Source organism: Halomonas elongata (genome assembly GCF_029081005.1).
In the GTDB taxonomy this organism is placed as follows: domain Bacteria; phylum Pseudomonadota; class Gammaproteobacteria; order Pseudomonadales; family Halomonadaceae; genus Halomonas; species Halomonas elongata_B.
This window is the reverse complement of the sequence record NZ_JAJQTQ010000008.1, coordinates 136,257-161,836: the sequence shown is the minus strand read 5'-3', so window position 1 is coordinate 161,836 and position 25,580 is coordinate 136,257. Positions and strand designations below refer to the sequence as shown.

Here is a 25,580-nt window from a genome sequence, read left to right as displayed (position 1 = left end):
CGGCGAATTTGTGCGCGGTGCTCGGAATCCTCACCTATACCCCATAGGCTCCGGTTCCTGTGCTCCGTGCGCCTTGTACTTCGCTCCGCTCGTCGATTTGTTCAGCACTTCCCAAGGAGAACATGACCATGCTGGCGTCACTACAGCGCTGGATCAACGACATGACGGCGACGTCGGAGACACGGGAGCCGCCGACCCTGGCCCTGGCGACGGCGGCACTGTTGTGCGAAGTGATTCGTGCCGATTATCGCCTCGACCCGGCCGAGCTCGAGGCCCTGCGTGACGAGCTCGAGCAGCGCCTCGGGCTCGACGATGATGCGCTTGCCGAACTGATGGATCTGGCCCAGCGCGAGACCGAGACGGCGGTGGATCACCATCGTTTCGTTCGACTGGTGCGCGATGAGTGCGATTATGACGCACGGGTCGAACTGGTGAGGTCGATGTGGGCATTGGCCTTCGCCGATGGCGAAAAGGATGCGCTGGAAGAACATCGCATTCGTCGCCTGTCCGAACTCTTGCATGTCAGCCATTCGGACTTCGTGCGTACCCGGCTGATGGAGGAGCAGCGTGCCGAAGGCGAGACCGGAACCGACTGAGGCGGCCGGGTCGGCATCGTCCTGATAGAATCGTTCATGGCGTGGTCCCGGGACCACGACCCATGACGGAAAAGGGACGATAGAGGAGAGTCGGATGACGCGGGAAATCATGGTTCTGGGGGCCGGCATGGTCGGGGTGTCGGTGGCATGGCATCTGGCTCGACGTGGACACGACGTCACGCTGGTGGACCGCCGCGAGCCCGGGCGCGAGACCTCCTTCGGCAACGCCGGGCTGATCCAGCGTGAGGCGGTGCGCCCCTATCCCTTTCCCCGCGATCTGGCCACCCTGGCACGGGTGCTGCCCAATCGCGAAGTCGACATCCGTTATCGCCCGGGCGGCATGCTGCGTGCCGCGGGCCCGCTGTTGCAGTATTGGCGAAACTCCGCCCCGAGCCGCTATCGTCGCTTGATCCCCGAGTACGCCGCCTTGATCGGCCTCTGCCTCGACGCCCATGCCCCCATGATCGAGGCCGCTGGCGCCGAGTCCCTGGTGCGTCGAGATGGCTGGCTCGAGGTGTATCGCCATGCCGGCAAGCTGGCGGTGCGGCTCGAGGATGCCGAGGCGAACGACGCCCGTTTCGGCGTTCACTACCGGCGCCTGGAGCCCGACGAGCTTGCGGCCATGGAGCCGAACCTGTCACCAGGTCTGGCCGGGGCGGTTCACTGGCAGGATTCCTGGTCGGTGGCCGATCCGGGAGGGCTGGTGCAGGCCTATGCGCGGGCCTTCGAGGCCGAGGGCGGGCGTGTGCTGTGTGGCCAGGTGAATGATGTGGCGCGGGATGACGAGGGATGGCGTGTCGAGGTCGATGGCCAGGATCGGCATGCGGCGGATGTGGTGCTTGCCATGGGGCCCTGGTCGCGCGCCTGGCTCGAGCGTCTGGGGCTGACGGTGCCGCTGTTCGTCAAGCGTGGCTATCACATGCACTACGGCAGCGCCGGCGGAGCTCGCCTGAATCACTGGGTGATGGATGCCGAAGTGGGCTATCTGCTGGCACCGATGCGGGCCGGCATTCGCCTGACCACGGGTGCCGAGCTGGAACGCCTCGAGGCACCGCCTCACCACCAGCAACTGGCGGCCGCCGAGGCGCGGGCCAAGGAACTCTTCCCGCTGGGCGAGCGTCTCGAGTCGACACCCTGGAAGGGCGCCAGGCCATGCATGCCCGACATGAAGCCGGTCATTGGTCCGGCGCCGGGGCAACGAGGGCTATGGTGTGCCTTCGGTCATGGCCATCATGGCTTCACGCTCGGGCCTGCTACCGGTCGCTTGCTCTCGCAGATGATGGATGGCGAGGCGACGGAGATCGAGATGGCGCCGTATCGCTTCGATCGTTTCTATTGACCTGGCAATCAAATAGATCGTCCTGATCTATTTGATTGTCGCCCGCACCACGCTGGCGCAGATGCGCGGATCTTCTGGTGTGGCGCGGGCTTGCGCCGGCCCGACATAAAAGCTTGCCGGGTTAATAGAGAGCGGAACTCAACGCTTGGCCTTGCGTCGTTCGATGAATGTATGAATGAGCAGCTTGACGGCGAGCGTAAAGATGAAGACCAGCCAGCCGGCGGTGGCCATGACGTTGAACAGCAGCATCTTCTGTTCACCGTTCAGGGGGGTGATCAGGTAATCGATGCCGATCGCGAGCAGAAAGGCCAGGGTAAGCGGCAGGGCAAGGATGTGCATCCACATCTCCGTGCGCCGCTTGCGGACATGGTAGCGTCGCAGCATCACCCGGGTGGGGCGGTGCATGAAGCTGATCAGGATCAGGCTGCCGGTCAGCAGCATGGCGGCGAGGAAGGGCTCGATATTGCCGATATGCACCGAGTAGCTCACCGACCAGTAGACCATCAGCCACATGAGGCCGGCCAGGATGGCGACGAGATCGGCGTAATAGCGTACCTTCGGCATGGTGTCCTCGCGGCTGTTTTCCGTCGGGGATGATACGTCAAATTCTCGCGACGTGAAGGACTTTTCTCGGTGTTGGCTAGGCCTGTCGACGGATCAGCCCCGAGAGACAAAGCTGAACGGCGATAGCCCTGTCGGGGCTGGGCGGGTCGCTGAGGCGAGCGCGACATTGCGGTATACTCAAGCGCCGCGAACCCACGCCAACACAGGATACGCCGTGAACTCGATGACCCTGACCCGCCCGGACGATTGGCACCTTCATCTGCGTGACGGCGAGGTGCTGCCCGCGGTGGTGCCCGCCAGTGCCCGCCAGATGGGGCGTGCCATCATCATGCCCAACCTGAAGCCGCCGGTGACGACCACCGAGCAGGCTCTCGACTATCGGCGGCGCATCCTGGCGGCGGTACCGGAGGGGGCGCGTTTCGACCCCTTGATGACGCTCTATCTCACCGACCGCACCAGTGCCGAGGAAATCGAACGGGCTCATGCCAGCGGGCAGGTGCATGCCGTCAAGCTCTATCCTGCCGGTGCCACCACCAATTCCGCCGCCGGAGTGACCGACCTGGCCCATTGTGACGCGGCCATTGCCGCCATGGCCCGTCTCGGCATGCCGCTGCTGGTACACGGAGAGGTGACCGACGCCGATATCGATATCTTCGATCGCGAGGCGGTGTTCATCGAACGTGTCATGAAGCCCCTGCTGGATCGGCACCCGACGCTCCGGGTGGTGTTCGAGCATATCACCACCGCCGATGCCGCCGCCTTCGTCACCGCTGCACCGGACAACGTGGCCGCCACCATTACCGCCCATCACCTGTTGTTCAACCGCAACCACATGCTGGTCGGCGGGATTCGTCCCCACTACTATTGCCTGCCGATCCTCAAGCGTGAACGGCATCGCCAGGCGCTGGTGGAAGCCGCCACTTCCGGCAGCGGCAAGTTCTTTCTGGGTACCGACAGCGCGCCTCACGCCAAGGGCGACAAGGAAAGCGACTGCGGCTGTGCCGGCGCCTACACGGCACCGGTGGCCCTCGAGCTGTATGCCACCGCCTTCGAGGAAGCCGGCGCCCTGGAGCGGCTGGAAACCTTCGCCAGCCATGCCGGACCGGATTTCTATGGCCTGGCCCGCAATACCGAGACCGTTACCCTGGTGCGTGAACCCTGGACGGTACCGGAGACGCTGCCTTACCTGGAGGGGCAGGACATCGTGCCGCTGCGGGGAGGCGAGACGCTGGGGTGGAAGCTGAAAACATGATGTAGAAGAGAGAAGAGGGCAAAAGAAGACGCCCCGTCAGAGGTCGGCTCTGGCGGGGCGTCTCGGCGTTGGGGCTCTCGGTGGTTCAGCCTTCGGCGGTCGCGTCGGCGGTCGCGGGTTCGGCGAGCCTGGCCACCATGGCGGTGACCATGCGCGTCGAGTGATCGGCGGCTCGGACCAGGAATTCCTCGAAGGAGAGGTGGTTGTCGCCGCCGCCGGCGATATCGGAGAGGGCGCGAATCACCACGAAGGGGCAGCCGTAGAGATGGCAGGTCTGGGCGATGGCTGCGGCTTCCATCTCGGCGGCGAGCATGGTGGGAAAGCGGGAGCGCGTCTGCTCCACCAGCTCCGGGCAGGCCATGAAGACGTCGCCGGTGGCGATCAACCCCTCGACCACCTTGACCTCGTTCATGGCCTCGACGCTTTCGCGGGCGACCCGCATCAGGCGCTCGTCGGGCAGGTAGGCGGCCGGCATCTGCGGCACCTGTCCGTGCTCGTAGCCGAAGACCACGGCATCCACGTCGTGGTGACGCACCTCGCTGGATACCACCACATCACCGATCTCGAGCCCCTCGCCGAAACCACCGGCGGATCCTGTGTTGATGATCGCCTCGGGTTGGTACATGTCGAGCAGCAGGGTGGTACCGACGGCGGCATTCACCTTGCCGATGCCCGACTGCAGGATCACCACTTCGACATCATGCAGACGACCACAGTGGAAGGTGCTTCCTACGTGGTGACGTGTCTCGCAGTCCTCCAGCATCGCCTTGAGTTGAGCGACTTCCTGGGACATGGCGCCGATGATGCCGATGCGTTTCATCTTATCCGGTTCTCCGCTGTGTCGGGCGTGAAGGGGTTGAGTTAACTCACGGTTCAGTACAGGGAAGAAGCGCGGATTGTCGTCGCGAGCGAAGGTAGGCTGGTCGTCGCCGGAGCACAGCAACCGGAGTTTAGGTGGTACTAAATGAGGATTGCGAGCACCGCCGACGGCCAGGATACCGAGCGCAGCAGACAATCAGCCTTCTTCGGCGAAGATCTGGGTCCACTCGTTGCGTCGTGCCAGCAGATCGCGGGCCAGATCCTTGGCGCCTTCCAGGCTGTGGCTGGCGGCCCAGCCGCATTGCATCTCGTTGCAGGCCGGCACTTCGTCGGCCTCGAGCACATCCTTCAGGGTGCCTTCGAGCAGCGAGAGCACTCCGTCGTAGTCGTCATGGTTGATCATGGCGACATAGAAACCGGTCTGGCAGCCCATCGGGCTGATATCGACGACCTGTTCCGAATGGTTACGCGAGAGCTCGGCCATCAGGTGCTCGAGAGAGTGCAGCGCCGGCATCTCCATGTGCGCCTTGTTCGGCTGGCAGATGCGCAGGTCATACTTGTGGATGGTGTCGCCATGCCGGCCGGTCTTGATGTCAGCGAGGCGAACATAAGGTGCCTTCACCTTGGTGTGGTCGAGGTTGAAGCTTTCGACGTTCATCTTGTCGCTCATCGAGGAACCTCGCGAGTCGGTGGAAAGTCAGGAGCGTATTCTACCGGAGTGCGACGAAAGGTGCACGGGGCAGGGGTGCATGGCGTAGTACCGTCGGTTTCGTGACCCGGGGAGCTTTTCCTGGCCCTTTCCCCGCCGCACCATCACGTACTCTTCACCCTTCACCCTTCACTCTTTACCCAGCGCCATGGCGTCGTGCATCTCGGCGGCCACCAGGGTGTTCTCGAGAAGCGAGGCGACGGTCATCGGTCCGACGCCGCCGGGCACCGGCGTGATGTGGCTGGCCCTGGCCGCGGCCGGTTCGAATTCCACATCACCGATCAGGCTGCCATCCTCCTGGCGGTTGATGCCCACGTCGATGACGATGGCATCGTCGCGGACCCACTCGCCCTTGACCAGGCCGGGCATGCCCACCGCCACCACCAGCAGCTCGGCACGCCGTACGTGGGCCTCGAGGTCGCGAGTGAAACGATGGCAGACGGTGGTGGTACAACCGGCCAGCATCAGTTCGAGCGACATGGGGCGGCCGACGATATTGGAGGCGCCGACCACGGTGGCGTCCATCCCGCGTACATTGAGGTCGCTTTCCTGCAGCAGGGTGATCACTCCCTTGGGCGTACAGGGTCTGAGTAGCGGAAGGCGCTGGGCGAGCCGTCCCAGGTTGTAGGGATGGAAGCCATCGACGTCCTTGTGCGGGTGGATGCGCTCGAGGATAGGACGCGGGTCCATATGCTCGGGAAGGGGGAGCTGGACCAGAATGCCGTCGATAGTGGTGTCGGCGTTCAGGTCATCGACCAGTGCTTCCAGGGTTTCCTGGGAGGTGTCGGCGGGCAGCCGGTGCTTGACCGACGCGATGCCGGCTTCCTCGCAGGCGCGCTGCTTGTTGCGCACATAGACATGGGAGGCGGGATCCTCGCCCACCAGGACGACAGCGAGTCCGGGGGTGCGCGCGCCGGCCTCGTGGCGTGCCTGCACCTGGCGTGCAACCTGCTGACGGACGCGGGCGGCAATGGACTTGCCATCGATCAGTTGGGCGGTCATCGAGCTTCCCTCTGGCGGTCGGATGGATGAAGGAGGGAATTTTCGCATGACCAGGCGTCCAGGCAAAGCGAAGGCAATGACGCTATCGACTTGACGGTGGGGGAAAGTTCCGTAGAATACGCAGCGCTTGACGAGGCCTCTGCGGCGACGTCAGGGCCGTGCAAGAGCCGGCGGGGTGTAGCGCAGTTTGGTAGCGCGCCTGCTTTGGGAGCAGGATGTCGGGGGTTCGAATCCCTCCACCCCGACCACAAGCTATTGATTGATCAGTAAGATTTTTCTTCGATAGCTTGCGGGAAGGCGCTTGGGAACGTAGAATGCGCCCATAGCTCAACCGGATAGAGCAACGGCCTTCTAAGCCGTAGGTTGCAGGTTCGAGTCCTGCTGGGCGCGCCATGTTCAATGGTTCCCGTCTGGCGGAGCGAAACGGTCGAGCAGTGTCGTCCATGGTGGATGTAGCTCAGTGGTAGAGCCCCGGATTGTGGCTCCGGTGGTCGTGGGTTCGATCCCCATCATCCACCCCAGTCGACACACCCTACCCAGGCAGTGGTGGATGTAGCTCAGTGGTAGAGCCCCGGATTGTGGCTCCGGTGGTCGTGGGTTCGATCCCCATCATCCACCCCATTGCCTCCCTCTGATGTATTCCATGAGTTTCCCTTTCAGGCCCGATGACAGCGGCGATTGCTGCCTCGTTGCGCATTTTTCGCGGCCCTGCAGGCAATTCTTTTCCCGAATTCCCCTTGAAGTATGCTGGTTAGCCCTCATTTGTCAGGGCATGGCGCTTGCCAGTGCGTAGCGGGATTCATAGAATTCCCTCCTTTGAACGTTTCAACGCTATCCACAGAACCAACGCCCCCGTCGGTGTAGAGGACAATTCATGCAAGTTTCCGTCGATACGACCTCCCAGATTGAACGCCGCGTCAAGGTGCAGGTGCCGGCCGCCGAAATCGATGAGGCCGTCGCTGCCCGTCTCCAGGACGCCGCCAAGACCGTGCGCATGGATGGTTTCCGCAAGGGCAAGGTCCCGATGTCGGTGATCCGCCAGCGTTACGGCAGCGAAGTGCGCAATGAGGTGGTCGGCGAGGTGATGCGTGAGCGTTACGTCCGCGCCATCACCGACGAGAACCTCAATCCCGCCGGCTATCCGCAGATCGAAGCCGACGTCAACGAGACCGGCAAGGATCTGGAGTTCACCGCGACTCTCGAGATCTACCCGGAAGTCGAGCTGGCCAGCATCGAGGGCACCGAGGTCGAGCGCCCTGTCGTCGAAGTGGTCGATGCCGACGTCGCCGAGATGATCGAGACCCTGCGCAAGCAGAATGCCGGCTGGGAAGAGGTCGAGCGTGCCGCCGAGGATGGCGACCAGCTGACCATCGACTTCCAGGGCTATCTCGGTGACGAGCCGTTCGAGGGCGGCAGTGCCGAAGGTCACGAGCTGGTGATCGGCTCCGGCAGCTTCATCCCCGGTTTCGAAGAGCAGTTGATCGGCGCCAAGGCCGGGGACGACAAGGAACTCAAGGTCACCTTCCCCGAAGACTATCAGGCCGAGCAACTGGCCGGTCAGGAAGCGACCTTCAAGGTCAAGGTCCATGCGATCAAGGCGCAGTCGCTGCCCGAGGTGGATGCCGAGTTCGTCAAGCAGTTCGGTGTCGAGGATGGCGATCTGGACCGGTTCCGCGAGGAAATCTCGAAGAACATGACGCGCGAGGCCGAGCAGGCCGTCGACAACCGCGTCAAGCAGCAGGTGCTCGAGGCGCTGAAGAAGGCCAACGACATTCCGGTGCCCCAGGCGCTGATCCAGCAGGAAACCGATGGTCTGAAGCGTCAGGCGGCTCAGCAGTTCGGCCTCGGCGAGGACTTCGACGTCAGCCAGCTGCCCGACGAACTGTTCGCCGAGCAGGCCAAGAGCCGGGTCCAGATCGGCCTGCTGCTGGCCGAAGTCATCAAGGTGAACGAGCTCGATGCCAGCGATGACGAAATCAAGGCCAAGGTCGAGGAGCTGGCGCAGCAATACCAGGAGCCCGAGCAGGTCGTCGAGTATTACATGAGCAACGACCAGATGAAGAATCAGGTCAAGTCCGCCATTCTCGAAGAGAAGGCTGTCGATGTGCTGCTCGAACAGGCCAGCGTCAAGGACGTGGAGATGAGCTACCAGGAGGCGCTCGCCGCAGCCCAGCAACAAGGTGGTGGTGACGAGGAAGCCGAGGAAGAGGCCGACGAAAGTCAGGCCTGATCCTTCCCGATCGCTTCGTCCGGTCCCGGTCGGACGAAGCGTCAGCCGCCGCTTCCATACATCGGATGCAAGGACATCACCCAGATGAGTAACGAGTTCGATATCCAATCCGCCGGCGGCCTGGTGCCGATGGTGGTCGAGCAGAGCGCGCGGGGCGAGCGGTCCTACGACATCTATTCCCGGTTGCTCAAGGAACGCGTGATCTTCCTGGTGGGCCCGGTCGAGGACTATACGGCCAACCTGCTGGTGGCGCAGTTGCTGTTCCTGGAATCCGAGAACCCCGACAAGGATATCCACCTGTACATCAATTCGCCGGGTGGCTCCGTGACGGCGGGAATGTCGATCTACGACACCATGCAGTTCATCAAGCCGGACGTCTCGACGGTGTGCATCGGCCAGGCGGCCAGCATGGGTGCGCTGCTGCTGGCTGGCGGTGCCCACGGCAAGCGTTACTGCCTGCCCAACTCGCGGATGATGATCCACCAGCCCCTCGGGGGCTATCAGGGTCAGGCGTCCGATATCGAGATCCACACCCGCGAGATTCTCGGTATCCGTGAGCGCCTCAATCAGATCCTGGCGCATCACACCGGGCAGAAGTTCGAGACGATCGCCAAGGATACCGACCGCGACAACTTCATGAACGGCGAGCAGGCGGCGGAATATGGCCTGATCGACGCCGTGCTGGATAAGCGGCCGACATCCTGATAGCGTGAAATTCACCACGCTCTGATTACGTGATTCCCGGCGGTCTCAGGGCCGCCGCTGTGAGAGAGGTACGCGAATGGCCGACGGCAAAGGCAAGGACGAAGACGGCAAGCTGCTGTACTGCTCGTTCTGCGGCAAGAATCAGAACGAGGTGCGCAAGCTGATTGCCGGTCCGTCCGTGTATATCTGCGATGAGTGTGTCGACCTGTGCAACGACATCATTCGCGAGGAAGTTCTCGATGCCGATGCCGAGAGCGATGAGGAGCGTCTGCCCGCCCCGCGCGAGATTCGTCACACTCTCGATGACTACGTGATCGGCCAGGACCGCGCCAAGATGGTGCTGTCGGTGGCGGTCTACAATCATTACAAGCGTCTGCGCTATGGCGCCAAGGATGAGGTCGAGCTCGGCAAGTCGAACATCCTGCTCATCGGTCCGACCGGTAGCGGCAAGACCCTGCTGGCCGAGACCTTGGCGCGGCTTCTCAATGTTCCCTTCACCATCGCCGATGCGACCACGCTGACCGAGGCCGGTTACGTGGGCGAGGATGTCGAGAACATCATCCAGAAGCTGCTGCAGAAGTGCGACTATGATGTGGACAAGGCCCAGCGGGGCATCGTCTATATCGACGAGATCGACAAGATCTCGCGCAAGTCGGACAACCCGTCCATTACCCGCGATGTTTCGGGGGAGGGCGTTCAGCAGGCGCTGCTCAAGCTGATCGAAGGCACGACGGCCCAGGTGCCGCCCCAGGGAGGGCGCAAGCATCCTCAGCAGGAGTTCCTGCAGGTCGACACCACCAACATGCTCTTCATCGTCGGTGGTGCCTTCGCCGGTCTCGACAAGGTCATTCGCGACCGTGCCGAAAAAGGCGGTATCGGCTTCAATGCCGAGGTCAAGAGCAAGGATGAGACCAAGGGCGTCGGCGATCTTCTGCTCGATGTCGAGCCGGAGGACCTGGTCAAGTTCGGGCTGATCCCCGAATTCGTTGGCCGCTTGCCGGTGATCGCGACCCTGACCGAGCTGACCGAGGATGCCCTGATCCAGATCCTCACCGAGCCCAAGAACTCCCTGATCAAGCAGTATGCGCGTCTGTTCGACATGGAGAACGTGGAGCTCGATTTCCGCGAGGATGCCCTGCGGGCGGTGGCTGCCAAGGCCATGGCGCGCAATACCGGGGCGCGCGGTCTGCGCTCGATTCTCGAGTCGGTACTGCTCGACACCATGTATGAAATTCCTTCCATCGAGGGAGTGTCCAAGGTGGTGATCGATGCCTCGGTGATCGCCAACGAGAGCGAACCGCTGCTGATCTATTCCCAGCAGGACGAGTCGCGGGTCGACGGAACCAGCGGCTAGCCTGCCGAGCCGGTCGGTCCCTTGCCGGGGCCCGGACAGGGAGTCGTGACGAAAAGGGCCGCCTGGCGGCCCTTTTCTGTGCCGCGCCGTCGCCACGACCTTGCAATGTCGGGGTATCGTCCCCATTCCCTTGGTATTCACCCGAATCGTTTGAGGAACGTCTGCGATGCAGCAGAACGCCGAACAGACTCTTAGTCTGCCCCTTTTGCCGCTGCGGGACGTGGTCGTCTACCCGCAGATGGTCATTCCGCTGTTCGTCGGCCGGGAGAAATCCATCCAGGCGCTGGAAACGGCGATGGAAGCCGACAAGCGCGTGCTGCTGGTAGCACAGCGCGAGGCCAGCAAGGACGATCCGGACAACGAGGACCTCTTCTCCATCGGCACCGTGGCCGAGATCATGCAGCTGCTCAAGCTGCCCGACGGTACCGTCAAGGTGCTGATCGAGGGAGAGTCTCGGGCCGATATCCGTGACATTCAGGCCGTCGACGACGGCTATAGCCGTGCCGAGGTGGTGCTGCGCGAGAGCGAACCACTGACCGAGCGCGAGCAGGACTCCCTCGTCCGCGTACTGCTGAATCAGTTCGAGCAGTACGTCAAGATGTCCAAGAAGGTGCCCAACGAGGTATTGAATTCGCTGTCCGGCATCGAGGATCCGAGCCGGCTGGTCGATACCATCTGCGCCCATCTCTCGCTGAAGATCGACGACAAGCAGCAACTGCTGGAGATGGATCGGGTGCGCGACCGGGTCGAGCACCTGATGGCGCTGATCGAGTCCGAGATCGATCTGCTCCAGGTCGAGAAGCGTATTCGTTCGCGGGTCAAGGACCAGATGGAGAAGTCCCAGCGCGAGTACTATCTCAACGAGCAGATGAAGGCCATCCAGAAAGAGATGGGCGAGCTCGAGAACGTGCCCAACGAGGCCGACAAGTACGAGCAGGCCATCGAGGAATCCGGCATGCCCAAGGAGGCGGCGGAGAAGGCCAGGCAGGAGCTCGGCAAGCTGCGCATGATGTCGCCATCTTCTGCCGAGGCCACGGTGGTGCGCTCCTATCTGGACTGGTTGACCTCGGTGCCCTGGAAGAAGCGTACCCGGGTGCGCCACGATATTCAGCACGCCCAGCAGGTCCTGGACGAGGACCACCATGGCCTGGAAGAGGTCAAGGAACGCATTCTCGAATACCTGGCCGTCCAGAAACGGGTCAAGAAGCTCAAGGGCCCCGTGCTGTGCCTGGTCGGTCCTCCCGGGGTGGGCAAGACCTCGCTGGGGCAGTCCATCGCCCGCGCGACCAATCGCAAGTACGTGCGCCTGGCGCTCGGCGGTGTGCGCGACGAGTCCGAGATTCGCGGCCACCGTCGTACCTACATCGGCTCGCTGCCGGGCAAGATGGTCCAGCGCATGAGCAAGGCCGGGGTCAAGAACCCGTTGTTCCTGCTCGACGAGGTCGACAAGATTGGCATGGACCATCGCGGCGATCCCGCCTCGGCGCTGCTCGAGGTGCTGGATCCCGAGCAGAACGACAAGTTCAGCGACCACTACCTCGAGCTGGACTACGACCTTTCGGAGACGCTGTTCATCTGTACGGCCAACTCGATGAACATCCCCGGTCCTCTGCTCGACCGGATGGAGGTCATCCGTCTGCCGGGCTATACGGAGGACGAGAAGCAGGCCATCGCGCGACGCTACCTGGTGCCCAAGCAGCTCAAGGCCAACGGCTTCAAGGCGGACGAACTGTCGTTTTCCGACGAGTCCCTGCTGGAGCTGATTCGCTACTATAGCCGGGAGGCCGGTGTGCGCGAGCTCGAGCGTCAGATCGCCAAGGTCTGCCGCAAGGTGCTGCGCCAGCGTCTCGAGCAGGAGAGCAAGGAAGGGGCCCAGGCCCCCGACCATCTCTCGGCAGCGGATATCGAGGCCTACGCCGGCGTGCGTCGCTACAGCTATGGCCTGGCCGACCAGGAAGACCAGGTGGGCCGCGTGACGGGCCTGGCCTGGACCTCGGTGGGGGGCGAGCTGCTCAACATCGAATCGGTGGTCACGCCCGGCAAGGGGCGGCTCGACAAGACCGGTTCGCTGGGCGACGTGATGAAGGAGTCGGTCAGTGCCGCCCAGACGGTGGTCCGTGCCCGGGCTATCTCGCTCGGCGTCGATCCAGAACGCTTCGAGAAGGAAGACCTGCACATCCACGTGCCCGAGGGGGCGACCCCCAAGGATGGGCCGAGTGCCGGTATCGCCATGGTCACCGCCATGATTTCGGCCTACACTGGTCGACCCGTGCGTTGTGACGTCGCGATGACGGGCGAGGTCAATCTGCGTGGTGAAGTCCTCCCGATCGGCGGTCTCAAGGAGAAATTGCTGGCGGCCAGGCGGGGTGGTATAAAGACGGTGCTTATACCGGAGGAGAACCGCCGCGACTTGAAGGAGGTTCCTGATAACATCAAGGATGCGCTTGATATCCGGCCCGTTCGCTGGATTGATGAGGTTCTTGATGTTGCGTTAACCGAAAAAGTGAGTTCGGATAACGAGGAAACTAGAGCGGAGGAAACGGCCTCTTCTCACTCGATGATCAGTACACACTGACGTTTTTTCGCTATCATGCCGAGGCGAAAAGCCCGGCATGATGGGGATTATCAGGGATGGTCGCTTGACATGTCTTTCATCGCATTGCTATAAACTATCGCTATGCTGTGATCGCGTCATTCAGCCGTAAGTCTCGCCGATTAGAGCCAATTTACGAAACAGTCAAGGGGTGAAGTGTGAATAAATCCGAGCTGATCGAAGCCATTGCCGCGTCTGCCGATATTCCCAAAGCCGCTGCTTCGCGCGCGCTGGATGCCATGGTAGACGCTGTGGCCGATAGCCTGAAGAAAGGCGATAGCGTGTCTCTGGTGGGATTCGGTACCTTCACTGTCAAGGAGCGTGCGGCACGCACCGGCCGTAACCCGCAGACGGGTGAGCCGATCCAGATCAGCGCCGCCAAGGTGCCGAGCTTCAAGGCCGGCAAGGCGCTAAAGGATTCCGTCAACTAAGGTGTCGCGTATCGCCGACCACCGTTGACGTCGGGTCCCATGCAGGCGCATCGCTCAGCGGTGCGCCTGTTTTGTTTTTGACGCCTGGCCCGGGCGTCGAGGGTGCTGACGACCTCGCGTGCCGAGGGTCGCCAGGCCTTCGAGGATGCGTATAATGTGGCGCGTTCCGACACTCTTCATTCAGCAGAGGCCTGCATGCTGCAAAGTATTCGTGACCGCTCCGCGAGCTGGGGCGCCAAGATCATCATCGGTACCGTGGTGGTGGCCATGGCACTGTTCGGTGCAGAGTCGCTGGTCGGCTTGCTGGGCGACGACGGGGACGATGTCGCCAAGGTCAATGGCGAATCGATCTCGCGCCAGCAACTGGAGCTCGAGGTCCAGCGTGCCATCCGCAGTGGCCAGGTGCCTCCCGAGCGGGAGCGCGAGCTGCGTGGCCAGATGCTCGACAGCTTGATCTCCGAGCGCCTGCTGGCCCAGCATGCCGAGGAGGGGGGCATGCACCTCTCCGAGAGTCAGATCGATCAATTGATCGTCAGCTTGCCCGAGTTCCAGGACCAGGACGGCAACTTCTCCCAGGAACTGTTCCAGAACCGTCTTTCCAGTGCCGGCTTCACGCCGCTGGCGTTTCGCGACCAGCTGCGTTCGGACATGAAGCGGCGTCAGCTGCAACAAGGCCTGGCCGCCAGCGAGTTCAGCCTGGAGACGGAAGAGCAGCGATTGGCCGCCTTGCAACGCCAAGCCCGCAGCTTTCGCCACCATGCCCTGACCGCCGATGACCTGGAGAGCCGCCCCGAGGCCAGCGACGAAGAACTCGAAGCGTATTACGAGGCGCATGCCGACGACTATCAGCGGCCGGAACAGGTCAAGTTGGCCTATGTCGTACTGGATCGCGAGCGTATGGCCGAGCAGGTGAATGTCAGCGAGCAAGCCTTGCGCGATGCCTGGAAGGCCGAAGCCGCCGACGCCGATCGCCGCGTATCACACATCATGGTCGAGTTCGGTGATCAGCGGACGCGGGAAGAGGCCGAGGCACGACTCGAACAGGCGCGACAGCAGCTCGCCGAAGGAGCGTCCTTCACCGACCTGGCCGCCGAATACTCCGATGATGCCTCGACCCGTGACGAGGGAGGCGATCTCGGGGTCATCAGCCGTGGCTTCTTCGGCGAGGCCTTCGACGAGGCGGCGTTCTCCCTGGAAGAAGGGCAGGTATCGAACATCGTCGAAACCGGCAATGGTCTGCACCTGCTCAAGGTGACCGAGCTGGATCGGCCTTCCTTCGAGCAAGCGCGTGATCGCCTGGCTCTTGAGGTTGCCCGTGAGCAGGTTGCGTCCACCTTCGATGATCGGGCCCAGCGCTTGATCGACGAGAGCTTTGCCGCCGAAGACCTGCAGAGCGTGGCACAGGATCTGGAGCTCGAGCGCCAGACCAGCGATTGGGTCAGCCGCGAGAATGTCTCGGGCGTTCTCTCCGAGCCGGGCGTGATGCGTCAGGCCTTCACCTCGGATGTGCTCGAGGAGGGCTTCAACAGCGAGGTCATCGAGCTGGATGAGGACCGCCGTATGGTCCTGCGCGTACTCGACCATCGCGAGGCCACGACGTTGCCGCTCGAGGACGTGCGTCCTCAGGTGGCCGACGCCGTCCAGGCACGCAAGACGCGCGACGCATTGAAGGATGAGGCGGATCGACTGATCGAGGCCCTGCAATCCGGCGAATCACCGGCGATCGACTGGCGTCGGACCGAGGGCCTGAGCCGTCAGGACGATACCGAGCTCGCGCAGCCGGTCGTGGACGCGGTCTTCCGGTTGCCGCACCCCGAGGGCGATGAAGCCGTCTTCGGTCGTGCGGTCGATGGGCAGCGCGTGGTGCTGATCGCCCTGGACCAGGTCGCCGATGGCGAGGTCAACGAGCAGAGCGAGGCCTACGTGGCACGCATGGCACAGCAGCTTCGCTCCCAGGCGGCCGTCAATGGCCTGCTCGACTTCCTGCGCGAACAGTCGGAAATCGAGCGGCTCTGATCCTCCGAGGTAAGGAGGAAGAGATGACGAGGAACGGATGAGGGGGGAGGTGCCCCTCATCCCTCACGCTTCTCGGTAACGGCTTCCCTTCCAGCATTCCTTGCCTCTCACCTCTCACCTCTCACCTCTCACCTCTCACCTCTCACCTCTCACCTCTCACCTCGCATCGCGCATCTCACACCTCATAGCCCATGCCCACTCCACTCGCCGATACCCCCGTACACGTGATCACCGGCTTCCTCGGTGCCGGCAAGAGTTCGCTGATCCATCATCTGCTGGCCCACAAGCCGACGGGCGAGCGCTGGGCGGTGGTCATCAATGAATTCGGTCGCGTCGGTATCGACCAGGCGATGTTCGATGCGGACGATGACCTGATCGTCGAGGCGTTGCCCGGTGGCTGTCTCTGCTGCCAGCAAGCCGTGGTGTTGCGCGCCACGCTGGTCAGGTTGTTGCGTCGTCACCGACCGGATCGCCTGATCATCGAGCCCTCGGGACTGGGGCATCCCGCAGGTCTGCTGGATCTGTTGCGCGACGAAGGATTTGCCGACGCGCTCGATATTCGCGGCGTGGTGGCCGTGCTGGATCCTCGCCGGCTGGATGATGCCCGCGCCATGGCGCATGAGACCTTTCTCGACCAGCTGCGCATGGCCGATGCAGTGGCCTTGACCATGACCGACCTCGCCAGCACTCGACAGACGGCAGCGGCACGGCACTGGCTGGAGGGATTCTGGCCACCGCGTCGTTGGGTGCGCGAAGCCCCCTATGGTCGTCTGCCGAGCGAGTTGCTGCTCTCGGCCGAGCCCGGCGTCGGCGAGGCGGTCGCGACGCCGAGTTCGCATCACCACACCGCGTCGATGCAGCGGGGCGTCTCGAGCGAGCCAGGGCGAAGAACGCCGGTGCTCGAGCCGGGCAACGCCCTCGGGCATGCCAGCCTGGGCTGGCGTTGGCATCCCCGGGATCGCTTCGATCGCCATGCCCTGGAAACGCGGTTGGCGTCCTTGCCGACGATGCTGCGGGTCAAGGGAGTATTTCATACCGATCGGGGCTGGCTGTTCTACAACCGGGCATCGGGAGCGGCGGAGATTCGGCCGAGTGTCTGGCGGCATGATTCGCGGCTGGAGTTGCTGGGCGAACCGGATGACATGCCCGATGCGACGAGCCTGGAAAGGTCCCTGACCGCCTGCCTCGAGACACGACGGTGACGCACACGTCATTGTCGTCCTGATGGATGTGCTCTGGCTTGCCTCTTCCTAGGCTACGAGTCAAGAGTCGTCTCGGCGGAGAAATTCCGCGAACTATCAGGATGCCGTCATGTATCGAGTGCGACGCTGGGTGGTACGTCACGCCCGCGCCTTCGAGCTTCTCTATGCGGGGTTCGAGGTCATGCTCCAGCGCTCGGCGCCGTTGCTGAAGCGAATCGGTTATGCGCGTCTCGAGGCGCCGATGGCTCGTCTCGAACGGCTGATCAAGGGGCTGCTCTTCGACTGCCAGATGTGTGGCCACTGCGTGCTCAGCTCGACCGGTATGTCGTGCCCGATGAATTGTCCCAAGCGGCTGCGCAACGGCCCCTGTGGCGGGGTGCGCGAGGACGGTGGCTGCGAGGTGAAACCGGAGATGCGCTGCGTGTGGCTGGATGCCTGGGAGGGCAGTCGGCGCATGAAGCACGGGGATCGCATCCATGTCGTGCAACTGCCCCTGGACGCTTCGTTGGAAGGGACCTCCTCCTGGCTGCGCGTGGCCCGGGGCGAGCATGATGCAAAGGCAGGAGGCCGGCGATGAAGTTCGATGACGAGCCGGTTCCCGGCTATTCACTGCCCGTGCTGCCGGGGCATGTTTCCCCCGGTCGGCTCGAACGGGTCCTGCGGGCCGGGCGCTTTGCGGTGACCACCGAGATCGATCCGCCGGATTCCGCGGATCCGGCGGAGGTCCTGCGACGTGCCGCGATCTTCGATGGCTATGTCGATGCCATCAATGCCACCGATGGCTCCGGGGCCAACTGCCACATGTCCAGCGTCGGCGTCTGCTCGCTGCTGACGCGGGTCGGCTATGCCACCATCCTGCAGATGTCCTGCCGTGATCGTAATCGGATCGCCATGCAGGGCGAGATTCTGGGCGCGGCGGCCATGGGAGCCTGCAACCTGCTGTGCCTGACGGGGGACGGTGTCCAGGCCGGCGACCATCCCCATGCCCGACCGGTTTTCGATCTCGATTCGCCGTCGCTGCTCGAGATGGCGCGCCGGATGCGTGACGAGTCCTGTTTCGAGAGCGGGCGCCCGATCGATTCCCCGCCACGCATGTTCCTCGGCGCGGCGGCGAATCCCTTCGTGCCGCCGCGGGCCTCGCGCGCCCAGCGCCTGGCCAAGAAGGTGGCGGCCGGCGCGCGTTTCATTCAGACCCAGTACTGCTTCGATGTCGCTGTCCTGCGGGACTTCATGGCCGAGGTCGGTGATCTCGGCCTGCTGGAAGGGCCCGACCGTGTCCATGTGCTGGTCGGCATGGGCCCCCTGCCTTCGGCGCGCAGTGCACGCTGGGTTCGCGACAACGTGCCCGGCATATACATTCCCGACGCCGTGATCCGGCGCCTGGAAGGGGCCAGCAATCAGCGCGAGGAGGGGGCGCGCCTGTGTCGGGACATCCTGCAGGAGGTGCGCGAGATCGAAGGCGTCAGTGGCGCCCATATCATGGCCTACCGGCAGGAAACCACGGTGGCGCACATCATCGAGGAAACCGGTGTGCTCGAGGGGCGGGTGCCCTGGTACCCCGGCCGTGACAATCCCACCGAACTCAATCCGGAATCGCCGGAGGCGGCCGGGGAGCTGCCTGCCGCCGCCTCGAGCTGAGGGTCACTCGGATAGCATGACGCGCCGCAATACCGGGTCGCGGCCAGGCGCGGCCTCGATTTCCCAGCCGATGCCCGGCTGCCAGTCACCCAGCACGAAGCGACGCGCGGCGTGCCCATCGACGTCCAGGTCGTGCACGTCGGGACGGTGGGTGTGGCCGTGGATCAGGGTGGTCACGTCGTGCTCACGCAGCGTCTTCACGACCTCTTCCGGTGTCACGTCCATGATGTCCTCGGCCTTGTTGGAGTTGGCCTCGCCGGAGCGCTCACGCAACTGGCGTGCCAGTTCGAGGCGCTCGGGAATCGGCATGGCGAGAATCTGTGCCTGCCATTCGGGATCACGCGACTGGCCCCGGAAAGCCATGTAGGCCTCGTCGCGGGTGCACAGGCTGTCGCCGTGCATCAGCAGAACCCGCTCGTCACCCAGGGTCACCAGGCTTGGGTCGGGAAGCAGCGTAGCGCCGGCTTCACGGGCGAACCGCTCGCCGAGCAGGAAGTCGCGATTGCCATGCATCAGGTAGAGACGAGTGCCGGCATCGGCGCGTTCCTTGAGGGCCGAGGCCACGCGCCAGGCAAGGGCGGAGGTGCCGGTCGGGTCGGCGTCGCCGAGATCGAGCAGGTCATCGCCGATCCAGGCCTCGAAGAAGTCGCCCAGAATATAGAGGGCGTCGGCACCACTGGCCCGCTCATCGAGCCAGCGCAGGAAGTCTTCGGTGATCGCCGGGGCGCCGGGGTGCAGGTGCAGGTCGGAAATCAGCAGGGTGGCCATGTCGTGTTCCGTGGGCGGAGGCGAATGGAGAGCAAAGACGACGCCCGCCGAGGCGGGCGCGAATCACCAGGCGACCGAGGGTCAGTCGGTGGCATCCTGGAGGCGAGCGCTCTGGATGATGACATCCTCGGCAGGCACGTCGGCATGCATGCCGCGGCGCGTGGTCTTGACCGATTTGATACGCTCGACCACATCCATGCCTTCGACGACGTTACCGAAGACACAGTATCCCCAACCCTGCAGGTTCTTGCCGCGGTGGTTGAGGAAGTCGTTGTCGGCGATATTGATGAAGAACTGGGCCGTGGCCGAGTGCGGATCCTGGGTGCGGGCCATGGCCAGGGCACCGACACGGTTCTCCAGGCCATTGTCGGCTTCGTTCTCGATCGGCTCATGGGTCGGTTTCTGGTTGAAATCCAGGTCGAAACCGCCGCCCTGGACCATGAAACCGTCGATGACCCGATGGAAGAGGGTGTTGTCGTAGAAGCCTTCGCGAACGTAGCGTTCGAAGTTGGCTGCCGTCTTCGGCGCCTTGTCGTGATTCAGGGCGATGACGATATCGCCGAAATTGGTTTGCAGCGTGATCATGACGATTTCCTGTCTTCGGGGCAGACGCCTTGGCGCCGTGCATGGGCGTGGCGCTATAATAGCGGTTTTGCGTCGATGCGCGAAGCCGGATACCCCGGTGACGCCCGACAGGCCCGCGTTCAACCAGAGGTTGCCCAATCAACATGACCGAGACCACCAGCGCGCCGAACTTCATTCGCAACCAGATCCAGGAGGAACTCGAGGCTGGCCGGCACGACAAGATCGTCACCCGGTTCCCGCCGCATCCCAATGGGTTCCTGCATATCGGCCACGCCAAGTCGATCTGTCTGAATTTCGGGCTCGCCGAGCAGTTCGGTGGCGACTGCAACCTGCGCTTCGACGATACCAACCCGGAGAAGGAAGAGCAGGCCTACATCGATGCCATCAAGGAGGACGTGAACTGGCTGGGCTTCGAATGGGCCGGCGAGGTGCGTTTCGCATCCGACTACTTCGATCAGCTGTATGCCTGGGCCCAGCACCTGGTGCGTGAGGGGAAGGCGTATGTCGATGACCTTTCGCCTGACGAGATTCGCGAGTATCGCGGCACTCTCACCGAGCCGGGGAAGCCGAGCCCGTACCGGGAGCGCGGCGTCGAGGAGAACCTCGACCTGCTCGAACGGATGCGTGTCGGCGAGTTCGCCGAGGGCGAGAAAGTGTTGCGGGCCAAGATCGACATGGCGTCGTCCAACATCAATCTGCGCGATCCGATCCTCTACCGCATCCGCCACGCCAACCATCATCAGGCCGGCGACAAGTGGAAGATCTATCCGTCCTACGACTTCACCCATGGCCAGTCGGATGCCCTGGAAGGCGTGACCCACTCCATCTGCTCGCTGGAGTTCGAGGATCATCGGCCGCTGTACGACTGGTTCCTGGAGCACCTGCCGGTACCGTCGCGACCGAGGCAGATCGAATTCGCTCGGCTCAATCTCAATTATACCCTGACGTCCAAGCGCAAGCTCAAGCTGCTCGTCGACCAGGGTATCGTCGACGGCTGGGACGATCCCCGCATGCCGACCATCTCCGGCATGCGTCGCCGCGGCTACACGCCGGCCTCGATTCGCAAGTTCTGCGAGATGATCGGTGTCACCCGCGCCGACGGCGGGCTGGTGGATATCGCCATGCTGACTCACGCGATCCGTTCCGACCTCGAGGACAATGCGCCGCGTGCCATGTGCGTGCTCAAGCCGCTGAAGGTGGTGTTGACCAATGTGCCCGAGGATCATGAGGAAGTGTACGAGGTGGCCGGCCACCCCGCCCGTGACGACATGCCGACGCGCCGCGTGCCGTTCACCCGCGAGGTCTATATCGATCGCGACGATTTCATGGAAGACCCGCCCAAGAAGTTCTTCCGTCTGGCGCCGGGCAAGGAAGTGCGCCTGCGCAACAGCTACGTGATCCGTTGCGACGAGGTAATCAAGGACGACGACGGCGAAGTGACGGAGCTGCGCTGCTCGGTGGATTTCGACACCCTCGGCAAGAACCCCGAGGACCGCAAGGTGAAGGGCGTGCTGCACTGGGTCAGCGCCACCCACGGCGTGCCCATGGAAGTGCGGCTCTACGACAACCTCTTCCTGGTCGAGCAGCCGGACAAGGATCGTGACGCCGATTTCCTCGAGCACCTGAATCCCGAGTCGCTGGTCACCGTCCAGGGCTTCGGCGAGCCGAGCCTGGCCGAGGCCGAGCCGGAAGGCCGCTATCAGTTCGAGCGCGTGGGCTACTTCTGCGCCGATCGCTACGCCAGCCGTCCCGACCACCTGGTGTTCAACCGCACGGTGGGACTCAAGGATACCTGGGCGAAGATCAAGAAGAAGGGCTGACATGCAGATCTACAATACCCTGACGCGGCGCAAGGAAACCTTCACGCCCATCGAGCCGGGGCGAGTCCGGATGTACGTCTGCGGCATGACCGTCTACGACTACTGCCACCTGGGCCATGCCCGGGTGATGGTCGCCTTCGACGTCATTACCCGGTACCTGCGCGCGCGCGGCTATGACGTTGCCTACGTGCGCAACATCACCGACATCGACGACAAGATCCTCAAGCGGGCCGAGGAGAACGGCGAGACCATCGAGTCGCTCACCGACCGCATGATCGATGCCATGCACGAGGACGAAGGGCGCCTCGGCGTGTTGCGGCCCGATTCCGAACCGCGTGCCACCCAGCATGTCGATGAGATCGTCACCATGATCCAGACGCTCATCGACAAGGGCTACGCCTACGCGGCGACCAATGGCGACGTCTATTATCGGGTACGCCGGTTCGCCGACTACGGCAAGCTCAACAACCGCGACCCCGACGACATGCGTGCCGGGGCCCGGGTCGACGTGGAAGAGCACAAGGAAGATCCCCTCGACTTCGTGCTCTGGAAGGCTGCCAAGCCGGGCGAGGCGGACTGGCTGTCGCCCTGGGGGCCGGGGCGGCCGGGCTGGCACATCGAGTGCTCGGCGATGTCCACCTGCTGCCTGGGCGAGACCTTCGATATCCATGGCGGCGGGCCCGACCTGACCTTCCCGCACCACGAGAACGAGATTGCCCAGAGCGAGGCGGCCACCGGCAAGCCGTACGTGAACACCTGGATGCACGCCGGCGCGGTACGCGTGCAGCACGAGAAGATGTCCAAGTCACTGGGCAATTTCTTCACCATCCGCGAGGTGCTCGAGCATCACGATCCCGAAGTGGTGCGCTACCTGCTGGTGGCCAGCCACTATCGCAGCCCGATCAACTACGCCCCGGACTCGCTGGCCGATGCCCGCAAGTCGCTGGAGCGTTTCTACAATGCTCTCGAAGGGCTGGCACTCGACGGCGTGGAGCTCGGGGGCACGGCGGTCGATCCGAGTTTCGACCGTCGGTTCACCGAGGCCATGGACGACGACTTCAATACCGCCGGGGCGATGTCGGTGCTGTTCGACCTGGCCCGCGAGCTCAATCGGGCACGCAAGGAGTCGCCGGACGAAGCCCCGGCGTTGGCCGCCGAGCTCAAGCGACTGGGCAGTGTGCTCGGCCTGCTGCAGCAGGACCCGACCACCTTCCTCAAGGGAGGCGCCGGTGAGCTGCCGTTGTCCGACGCCGAGATCGAGGCGAAGATCACCGAGCGTGCCGAGGCCAAGAAGGCCCGCGATTTCGCCCGCGCCGATGGCATCCGCGACGAACTGGCCGCGCTCGGCATCGTGCTCAAGGATAGCCGTGAAGGCACCACTTGGGTGTTCGAGGCGCCCGGTGGCTGAATGCTGTCAACATGACAATCAAAGTCGAATTCACCTGATCGCGTTGATTGTCGCCCGCCCCACGCTGACGCAGGCAGGTGATTTGTTGGCGTAGGGGCGCGAGTAACCCGACATGATGCATGCCGGGCCAATGTCATGCCTGACTGTTTGATCGGCTGAAGAGACGGGACCTTCGCTGCGTTTCGGAAAGGGAAGCCGCCGTGCCTCTGGCGCCGTCGAGAGAGGAAGGACTCGGCCCTTCGTCGACGATGCCCATGGCTTCGTCCAGGCTTCTGGTTACTGCGCTCCACGGCAGTGGCGATCCGGCAAGGTGGCAGTGGTAGAGAGCATCATCGTCGATCTCGACGCGATGGATGTCGTTGCCCCGATCGTCCTGCCACCAATCGGCGTGGACATGCTGCCAGCGCGGGGCGAGTGACGTTCCGGTGTTCATGAGCACGTCCCTCCTTCGTCGGCGACTCGTGCTGAGCGAGAGTTCAGGGTGCTTTCCATATCTGCAGGCGAGGCTCTTCCAGCCCGTGCCAGCGTGAGTAGAAATCGAGCCTACGCTTGGCATTGACCAGATCCATTGGCCCCAGATCTTCGTGAGGGGTATGGGAGAGGCAGCCGACTTCCACTTTGTCATGAGCACGGGGACGTGGTCGGTGGAGCAGCTCGATGCGTGCGTTTCGACGCATGGGGCGCGCTCTGGGCAGGGTGTGGTTCCCAATGGGAAGATGGGGCAACAGCGATACCGGGTTCATACTGCATCCCTCCGAACGGCTTGACGGTCATGGCAAGCGATTCTCGTTCGCCATGTATCAGGGCGTGAGAGTGGGCACATACCCGGTGCTGGACCGGCTCAGCCCTCGACCCTTGCCTTTCAGAGTAGTATAAAAACACTGTTTGCAAACACTGTTTCTTAATTGTTCTTCGTTCAACCAGTCACCGAAAGGCACGGCGGGCGGATGAAGGCTCGGTGAGAGCGTCCCTGTCGGCGATCAACGACCGTGGGCCGTCACCGGTGCGTGTCCCGGAGGTGACGCGCGACAATGCTTACCTTTTCGGCGAATGGGAGGCCGGGATGTCCAGCAGTCGCGAGGTGGCATCAAGCCCGATGGTCTGAAGCTCGTTGATGTCGAGGGTCTCGGTGGACAGGGAGCCCTCGATCCACAGGCCGTCGATAAGACCGTTGACGGCGACGGAGAGTCGGCGCAGCTCGGTGTCGCTCGGTGCATGACCGTGTTCTTCCAGTGCCCCGTGGATGAGGTCGCGGAAGGCGAGAGTCGTGCGGGTATACCAGTGCCGACGGATGTCGGCCATGGCGTCATCGTAATGGGTGAGGGGCAGGAAGTTGGCCCACAGCAGCAGGCTGTCCGGGGTGACGATGGGCGGCGAAAGGTTGGCCAGCAGGTAGCGTTCGAGACGCTCGCACGCCGTCATGTCGCCGCCGATGGTGCCGTGGGCTGCCTCGAAGAGGCGCTCCAGGAAGCGCCGGTAGGCGGCCTGGAGAATGCCATCCTTGCTCTTGAAGTAGAAGCGGATCAGGCCGTTGGTGACGCCGGCATAATCGGCGATGTTGCGTACCGTGGCTGCAGAGATGCCCTCCCGCGCAATACAGGTGAGGGTGGCGTCGATCAGGACGCTCTCGCGGTCGTTGCCGGTACGCCGGGTCGCCATGGGTCAGGCCTCGCGCAGGATCGGGTTGGTCAGGCAAGTGGGGCCGCCCTCGCAGGCCATGCACAGGGCATCACCGGCGAAGGTACGTACTCGAATCCCGTGCCGCTCCATCACGGCCCTGGTGCCAGGGAAACCGTCGATCATCAGGCAATCGCCGGGCGCGAGCGGCATGACGTTCAGGTTAAGGCCCAGGGAGTCATGGAATTCGGCTTCGGGAGCCGTCACCAGGGTGATACCACGGGCCTTCATCAGGGTCCACAGGGCAGCCGGAATCAGTTTGGGGTGGACCAGATAGAGGTCGTCGGTGAGCGGTGAGATGACCGACATCAGGTGCAGGCAGGCAGCCTCGCCATCCCATACCGGCAGGTCGAAGCCCAGCACCTCGATGCCGTGCGGGCCGAGCAGCGCATTCAACTGGCGTACGCCCTCGCGATTGGAGCGAAAGCCCATGCCCACGACCAGGGTGCTGTCGTCGAGCCAGAGGGTGTCGCCCCCTTCGATGCAGGCGTCGCCGGTCAAGCGTCCGAGCACCGGAATGCCCGCCGCCTCGTAATGGCGCCCGTGAAGTTCGGGTTCCGCAGCGCGCAGAGGCTTGCCCATCTGGAACAGCACGGCGCCGGCACGTGTGATCAGCGAGGCATCGCGGGTGAACATGGCATCCGAGAGGCCATCGCCATCGTCCTCGATCCATACGATCTCGCTTCCAGAGGCCTGCACCAGTTCGGTGAAGGCATCGTACTGGGCGATTGCCTTGTCGGCATCGAAATGGTCGTTGTAATGCCATTCCGCGGGGTCGGCTCGCTTCAGGCTCGCTCCGGGACGGCGCATCAGCACGCGGGTCATGGGGGCGGCCATCGATTGGCATCCATAGCGGGACATGGGCAGGCTCC

The 25,580-nt window shown here is 63.4% G+C and carries 23 protein-coding genes and 4 tRNA genes; 18 read left to right on the top strand and 9 right to left on the bottom strand.

Annotated features, from left to right (window positions below):
- Positions 1–128 precede the first annotated feature (128 nt).
- Positions 129–596 carry a TerB family tellurite resistance protein gene (locus tag LU493_RS08420; RefSeq protein WP_275287336.1) on the top strand — a complete coding sequence of 156 codons (468 nt, stop codon included), beginning with the start codon at positions 129–131 and terminating at the stop codon, positions 594–596.
- 94 nt (positions 597–690) lie between these two features.
- A complete protein-coding gene (locus LU493_RS08415; protein WP_275287335.1) occupies positions 691–1,935 on the top strand; it encodes an NAD(P)/FAD-dependent oxidoreductase in 1,245 nt (414 codons plus the stop codon).
- A gap of 138 nt (positions 1,936–2,073) precedes the next feature.
- On the opposite strand, the gene LU493_RS08410 is transcribed toward LU493_RS08415, so the two are convergent.
- Positions 2,074–2,499 carry a hypothetical protein gene (locus LU493_RS08410; protein WP_275287334.1) on the bottom strand — a complete coding sequence of 142 codons (426 nt, stop codon included), beginning with the start codon at positions 2,497–2,499 and terminating at the stop codon, positions 2,074–2,076.
- Positions 2,500–2,713: 214 nt separating this feature from the next.
- Here LU493_RS08410 and pyrC point away from each other — a divergent pair, with 214 nt between their 5' ends.
- Positions 2,714–3,751 carry a dihydroorotase gene (pyrC, locus tag LU493_RS08405; RefSeq protein WP_275287333.1) on the top strand — a complete coding sequence of 346 codons (1,038 nt, stop codon included), beginning with the start codon at positions 2,714–2,716 and terminating at the stop codon, positions 3,749–3,751.
- Between the two features lie 85 nt (positions 3,752–3,836).
- Here pyrC and mtnN read toward each other — a convergent pair whose 3' ends face one another.
- The 3 genes from mtnN to folD all read right to left on the bottom strand — a co-directional run bounded on the left by mtnN (position 3,837) and on the right by folD (position 6,281).
- The gene (gene mtnN / locus LU493_RS08400; protein ID WP_275287332.1) at positions 3,837–4,571 is read right to left on the bottom strand and encodes a 5'-methylthioadenosine/S-adenosylhomocysteine nucleosidase; all 735 of its coding nucleotides are present in this window, start codon (positions 4,569–4,571) and stop codon (positions 3,837–3,839) included.
- A 195-nt stretch (positions 4,572–4,766) separates the two neighbouring features.
- The gene (locus LU493_RS08395; protein ID WP_275287331.1) at positions 4,767–5,240 is read right to left on the bottom strand and encodes an S-ribosylhomocysteine lyase; all 474 of its coding nucleotides are present in this window, start codon (positions 5,238–5,240) and stop codon (positions 4,767–4,769) included.
- A gap of 168 nt (positions 5,241–5,408) precedes the next feature.
- On the bottom strand, positions 5,409–6,281 hold the full coding sequence (folD, locus tag LU493_RS08390; RefSeq protein WP_275287330.1) for a bifunctional methylenetetrahydrofolate dehydrogenase/methenyltetrahydrofolate cyclohydrolase FolD: 873 nt from the start codon (positions 6,279–6,281) through the stop codon (positions 5,409–5,411).
- 171 nt (positions 6,282–6,452) lie between these two features.
- On the opposite strand from folD, the gene LU493_RS08385 reads away from it, so the two are divergent.
- The 13 genes from LU493_RS08385 to LU493_RS08325 all read left to right on the top strand — a co-directional run bounded on the left by LU493_RS08385 (position 6,453) and on the right by LU493_RS08325 (position 18,450).
- Positions 6,453–6,529 (top strand) — tRNA-Pro (locus LU493_RS08385).
- Positions 6,530–6,597: 68 nt separating this feature from the next.
- Positions 6,598–6,674: transfer RNA gene (locus LU493_RS08380), tRNA-Arg, on the top strand.
- Between the two features lie 53 nt (positions 6,675–6,727).
- Positions 6,728–6,802 (top strand) — tRNA-His (locus LU493_RS08375).
- Between the two features lie 25 nt (positions 6,803–6,827).
- Positions 6,828–6,902 (top strand) — tRNA-His (locus LU493_RS08370).
- A gap of 253 nt (positions 6,903–7,155) precedes the next feature.
- On the top strand, positions 7,156–8,511 hold the full coding sequence (gene tig / locus LU493_RS08365; RefSeq protein ID WP_275287329.1) for a trigger factor: 1,356 nt from the start codon (positions 7,156–7,158) through the stop codon (positions 8,509–8,511).
- Positions 8,512–8,595: 84 nt separating this feature from the next.
- Complete coding sequence (gene clpP, locus LU493_RS08360; protein ID WP_275287328.1) at positions 8,596–9,216, top strand: ATP-dependent Clp endopeptidase proteolytic subunit ClpP; 621 nt, start codon at positions 8,596–8,598, stop codon at positions 9,214–9,216.
- Between the two features lie 76 nt (positions 9,217–9,292).
- Positions 9,293–10,570, top strand: a complete 1,278-nt coding sequence (gene clpX, locus LU493_RS08355; RefSeq protein WP_275287327.1) for an ATP-dependent Clp protease ATP-binding subunit ClpX — start codon at positions 9,293–9,295, stop codon at positions 10,568–10,570.
- 166 nt (positions 10,571–10,736) lie between these two features.
- On the top strand, positions 10,737–13,145 hold the full coding sequence (lon, locus tag LU493_RS08350) for an endopeptidase La (RefSeq protein ID WP_275287326.1): 2,409 nt from the start codon (positions 10,737–10,739) through the stop codon (positions 13,143–13,145).
- 176 nt (positions 13,146–13,321) lie between these two features.
- Positions 13,322–13,594, top strand: coding sequence for an HU family DNA-binding protein (locus LU493_RS08345; RefSeq protein ID WP_013332105.1), 273 nt, complete (start codon positions 13,322–13,324; stop codon positions 13,592–13,594).
- A 195-nt stretch (positions 13,595–13,789) separates the two neighbouring features.
- Positions 13,790–15,610 carry a SurA N-terminal domain-containing protein gene (locus tag LU493_RS08340; protein WP_275287325.1) on the top strand — a complete coding sequence of 607 codons (1,821 nt, stop codon included), beginning with the start codon at positions 13,790–13,792 and terminating at the stop codon, positions 15,608–15,610.
- Between the two features lie 191 nt (positions 15,611–15,801).
- The gene (locus LU493_RS08335) at positions 15,802–16,812 is read left to right on the top strand and encodes a CobW family GTP-binding protein (protein WP_275287324.1); all 1,011 of its coding nucleotides are present in this window, start codon (positions 15,802–15,804) and stop codon (positions 16,810–16,812) included.
- A 109-nt stretch (positions 16,813–16,921) separates the two neighbouring features.
- Positions 16,922–17,389 (top strand): methylenetetrahydrofolate reductase C-terminal domain-containing protein, encoded by a 468-nt coding sequence (locus LU493_RS08330; protein WP_275287323.1) that lies wholly within the window; start codon positions 16,922–16,924, stop codon positions 17,387–17,389.
- Positions 17,386–18,450 carry a methylenetetrahydrofolate reductase gene (locus LU493_RS08325; protein ID WP_275287322.1) on the top strand — a complete coding sequence of 355 codons (1,065 nt, stop codon included), beginning with the start codon at positions 17,386–17,388 and terminating at the stop codon, positions 18,448–18,450. Before LU493_RS08330 ends, LU493_RS08325 begins: the two co-directional genes overlap by 4 nt.
- Positions 18,451–18,453: 3 nt before the next feature.
- On the opposite strand, the gene LU493_RS08320 is transcribed toward LU493_RS08325, so the two are convergent.
- Both LU493_RS08320 and LU493_RS08315 read right to left on the bottom strand, forming a co-directional pair.
- Positions 18,454–19,218 carry a UDP-2,3-diacylglucosamine diphosphatase gene (locus tag LU493_RS08320; RefSeq protein ID WP_275287321.1) on the bottom strand — a complete coding sequence of 255 codons (765 nt, stop codon included), beginning with the start codon at positions 19,216–19,218 and terminating at the stop codon, positions 18,454–18,456.
- A gap of 81 nt (positions 19,219–19,299) precedes the next feature.
- Positions 19,300–19,803, bottom strand: coding sequence for a peptidylprolyl isomerase (locus LU493_RS08315; RefSeq protein WP_275287320.1), 504 nt, complete (start codon positions 19,801–19,803; stop codon positions 19,300–19,302).
- Positions 19,804–19,946: 143 nt separating this feature from the next.
- On the opposite strand from LU493_RS08315, the gene LU493_RS08310 reads away from it, so the two are divergent.
- Positions 19,947–21,623, top strand: coding sequence for a glutamine--tRNA ligase/YqeY domain fusion protein (locus tag LU493_RS08310; protein WP_275287319.1), 1,677 nt, complete (start codon positions 19,947–19,949; stop codon positions 21,621–21,623).
- Position 21,624: 1 nt separating this feature from the next.
- The gene (cysS, locus tag LU493_RS08305; RefSeq protein ID WP_275287318.1) at positions 21,625–23,031 is read left to right on the top strand and encodes a cysteine--tRNA ligase; all 1,407 of its coding nucleotides are present in this window, start codon (positions 21,625–21,627) and stop codon (positions 23,029–23,031) included.
- Positions 23,032–23,164: 133 nt separating this feature from the next.
- Here the strand turns inward: cysS and LU493_RS08300 are convergent, their stop codons facing one another.
- The 3 genes from LU493_RS08300 to LU493_RS08290 form a co-directional block, all read right to left on the bottom strand.
- Entirely contained in the window at positions 23,165–23,464 is a 300-nt protein-coding gene (locus tag LU493_RS08300; RefSeq protein ID WP_275287317.1) for a hypothetical protein, read from the bottom strand.
- A gap of 602 nt (positions 23,465–24,066) precedes the next feature.
- The gene (locus tag LU493_RS08295) at positions 24,067–24,690 is read right to left on the bottom strand and encodes a TetR/AcrR family transcriptional regulator (RefSeq protein ID WP_275287316.1); all 624 of its coding nucleotides are present in this window, start codon (positions 24,688–24,690) and stop codon (positions 24,067–24,069) included.
- A 3-nt stretch (positions 24,691–24,693) separates the two neighbouring features.
- Complete coding sequence (locus LU493_RS08290; RefSeq protein WP_275287315.1) at positions 24,694–25,569, bottom strand: dimethylarginine dimethylaminohydrolase family protein; 876 nt, start codon at positions 25,567–25,569, stop codon at positions 24,694–24,696.
- Positions 25,570–25,580 lie beyond the last annotated feature (11 nt).